This window comes from Acidovorax sp. HMWF018, assembly GCF_003061035.1.
Classification (GTDB): domain Bacteria; phylum Pseudomonadota; class Gammaproteobacteria; order Burkholderiales; family Burkholderiaceae_C; genus Acidovorax; species Acidovorax delafieldii.
The window spans coordinates 16,079-19,926 of sequence record NZ_QAIM01000569.1 but is presented as its reverse complement, the minus strand read 5'-3'; the positions used below and the strand labels follow the sequence as shown (position 1 = coordinate 19,926).

2 protein-coding genes are annotated in these 3,848 nt (G+C 60.2%); both read left to right on the top strand.

Going from position 1 to position 3,848, the window contains the following annotated elements; all coding sequences use genetic code 11:
- Positions 1-64 precede the first annotated feature (64 nt).
- Complete coding sequence (locus DBR23_RS29775) at positions 65-2,377, top strand: hypothetical protein (protein ID WP_158276490.1); 2,313 nt, start codon at positions 65-67, stop codon at positions 2,375-2,377.
- 904 nt (positions 2,378-3,281) lie between these two features.
- Positions 3,282-3,848 (top strand): Rieske 2Fe-2S domain-containing protein (locus DBR23_RS31665; RefSeq protein ID WP_233250712.1); only part of this gene is annotated, 567 nt, incomplete at its 3' end.

Here is a 3,848-nt window from a genome sequence, read left to right as displayed (position 1 = left end):
GGTGTTTGGGTTGACGCACAGTTACGAGCATCGCTTCTTTCCTCGGTCGTCGATGCAAGGGCCCATGTCGTTCTTGTTGCGCGCCCATCCTTCCGAGGGCGTGCGGTTCATCGTCAATTTCATCAATCAATGCTGCTCGAACTACCAAGCGAACTCGCGGCAGATGCGCCTGATCGAGCCACCGATCGAAATTGAGCTGACGCTATCCGATGGCAGGGCGCGATCCATTCTGGGAAATCAGCGGCTGTGGCGGACGTATCGGGGAACCCACGTCATGCCCGCCGTGATGGAGTGCGCCCTGATGGCTCTGGAAGCATGGCTTCTCGACATCGCGAAGGGCGCGGCAACGCCCGAAGTCTTCCAGAGTTTTCTGAACTACATCTTGGACAACTCGAACAACGCCGCTTTGTTGGGGGTCGTGACCAGCGCCTGCCTCGCGCACACGGGTCTAGCAGGCGATTGCTGCGTAAGTATCCTCGGATCCACCGAGCTAATCCGAATGGACGTGGCGCGCATGATGACGGACAAGACCGCGCTCGCTCCTGGTGGCTTCGACGTCTTCTCTCAAATGTTTCAGCGCGAGCGGCTCGAATCGAATGCGCTTCCGCATCGAAAGCACCACCTCGAAGAACTTGCCATTCAGCTCCAGCTTTGCCCGCAGCGAGCGTCGGTGGAAGCGTTGCTGGACCGCTATCTCGCTGCGTTGCCACCGGAGCAGGAGCGGACCACAGAACAATCGCAGTGGATGTTGGCGCTGCGGCGAATGGATCTCAGAACATACGATCGCAAGGATGTCGGCGACCAGGTGGAATTCACCATGGGTGAGCTTCCATCAGATGTACAAGCCATGGTGCAAGATTCGCAGGCCGGCCAAGTCGAGTTGATGAAGCGCATCGAGCTTCAAAACTGGGCTCACCAACACAAAGATGATGGAGTCGCTTTTGGCGATGAGTCGTGGCGTGACAAACTGGCGTTGGCGAAAGAGGTGGAGGGCCAAATCGCAGTTCGTGGCACCCGCGACATCCTCGAAGGAGGAGGCCGGATGGTGGCGGCAGTGATTGCGCGAGATCGCTGGGCCGTCCTCGACCCTGTGGATCGGCAGTGGTGCCTTGAAACCATTGTGGATTGCCTTGGGGAGACTCCCTCCGAAGACGTTTTCGGAAGCAGCATTCCCGTCGACGGGAAGATGGAGTGTGCGGCAGTGATCGGCGCTCTTGCGCCGCTAGTGAGCCAACCCGAAGCCGAGCGGCTGCTCGAAATTGCGTTGACTCACTGGAACCGGCATGTGCAGCAAGCTGCCGTCCAGAGCTTGACGCATCAACGTCTGTGGGATGCCCCGTCTCTGTTGAACTTCTCTTTGCACGTGCTGATTGCCGCCGCGCGTGCGACCTGCGAACAGGACGCCGAACTGGAGGAGCTTCCATGGAATCATCGTCCGTCCGGATCCGATTTGCGACATCAGCGTCAGGCCCGACTTGCCGCCACGGACAGATCGACGTGGGGTAGCGCGCCGCCTCTGCTTGATTCTCACTTGCTGCGACGCGACCATACCCTTGCGCTCTCCCTGCTGCCGGTCTTCCGCTCCCGAACCGGGAGTCCGCTTGCCCTTCAACTCTTTGAGTGGATCGGCGATCAGTTCGAGCGGTGGTGGGATCAGAGACATGAAGACCGCGACCAAAACTTCGGGCTGCACATCGCCGCGCAGGAGGCCTTCGCGGACTTCTTGATCGCGTCGGGGGCGTCCGTCGCGGAGCCTCTGCTGCAACACGTTCTGCCCCAAGTCGCCAGCGCGCCCAACGAATTCGCCAAGTTGCTCGACGACTTGATACGGGCAGCGGATACCCGTGGGGACGGAACGACCTTTTGGACGCTCTGGACTTTGATCGCCGCAGAAGCGCAGAAGGCCCAGTGGTTTGCAGATCTGTGCGACGAACGGTCGCGGGGGAGCTCGCTGATCCGGTCGTTGTTGCTCAGCAAAGGGTGGAAGGCGGGCGTTCGGGAGTGGAGGTTGCTTGGGGCGTCGAGCCAACGAGTCGACGCCCTCTTCGTGGCTGTGCCTGTCAGCAGCTTGGCCCTCGAGGCATACGGTGATTATCTGCTATCGATTGGAACACCGTCTTTGCCAACCGCGGTGAGGCTTATTCAGTCGCGCATGGACGACAGGCTGGAAGATGCACTCAGAAGGTCGAATTCGGCGAGGACTGCGATGGACCAGCTTGTGTCTCGCCTGATGTTCGAAGACTTACCAAGATTGCAGTCGGCGACGCTGCGCGCGCCGACCTTAGCGCTGCTGGATGCTCTCGTTCAAGCGGGTTCATCTAATGCGTTTCTTCTTCGAGAAGACTTTTTGACGCCTTCTGGCGGCGTCGGGCGATGAGCCTGCTGACCAGTCGTCGACAAGCACGTTGTTGCCCGCTGTCCATCCCGCGCGCCGACGTGCTGGCACATTGGGAGTTCCAGCTAACCCGCCCAACGATGGCCGTATGAGCCCCCCGGCGGCACTGTAAAAGCTATTGCAGGCCCGGTCGGCATGAGGAGCTCCCCCATATGGCTCCAGCAAGAAGCCGACCTCAAAAGCGCAGACAGTCTCACCGAATACCATCGTTCGAAGAGGCTTCTAGTCGCGATGGACATCGCAGTTGGGATCCGTCTGATTGAGAATGGTGCAGCGTACTCACGTGTCGCATGATGCTATCGTCGGTCGCACCTCCGCGCTGGACTTGGACCAGCATTCAAGGGCTGATGAGTGGCCAGCTGGCTCTCGTGAATGTGCACTTACGGTTACCCCGCCAGCGATGGGCGGCGGCTGCTTTTGGCCGACAGCGGCCGACCGCTAGCATAGCCCGAAGGTCTGCTTCCGCTGCAGAGCAGCCCCTGCTGATCTGAGTTGATTTGAAATGCCTTCGCATGGCCGAGCCACCCATCGGCTGAGCATTGGTCCCAACGACCTCCCTGCTGCGCGGGCTGCCTGCCCGGCCCAGCCTCATCGGTAGAAGTTTGCGCCTGACCGATTCCCCCAAGACCACCTTCCGCTTCACTCGCTCACGCCACCTGCATGCAACGTGGCCTCGCGCGCCTTGCCCCGCCGCATAGCGCAGCAATCTCCTGCGCCGCCGTCCAAGTCATATTCACCTGAGTGATGTGAAACATCACCAGCGTTCCATTGACTGATATTGCTGCAGCGCGAATGATCGGTCCCCAGGCGCTGGGTGTATCCGCACCGGCCCCGAAAGACCGATTGATTGATCGACTCGCAATGACAAAAAACAAAGGAGACGCCCATGCATGAATGCCCCGTGACCGTGTTCCCGCAGCAGATCCGCTGGGAGACGGATGACACCAGCCGCATTCCCTTTCAGGCCTATACGGATGAGGCGCTGTACCGCAAGGAGTTGGACCGTTTGTTCTACAACGGGCACTGGTGCTATGTCGGCCTGGAGGCTGAGATTCCCAACGCGGGGGATTTCAAGCGCACGGTGATCGGCGAGCGCTCGGTGCTGCTGGTGCGCGACAAGGATGCTTCGATCCATGTGGTGGAAAACGTCTGCGCCCACCGGGGTATGGCGTTTTGCCGTGAGCGGCATGGCAACCGCGAGAGCCTGACCTGCCCCTACCACCAGTGGAACTACACCCTGTCAGGTGACTTGCAGGGTGTGCCGTTTCGGCGGGGCGTGAAGCAGGATGGCAAGGTCAATGGCGGCATGCCAGCGGATTTCAACCCGGCAGAGCATGGGCTGACCAAGCTCAAGGTGGCGACCCGTGGCGGCGTGGTGTTTGCGTCGTTTGACCACAGCGTGGAGCCGCTGGAGGAATTTTTGGGCCCCACCATCCTGGGCTATTTTGACCGG

Bases quoted from the DNA above. Each gene is read 5' to 3' on its own strand.
- DBR23_RS29775 (WP_158276490.1), top strand. From the start codon at position 65: ATGTCGTTCTTGTTGCGCGCCCATCCTTCCGAGGGCGTGCGGTTCATC.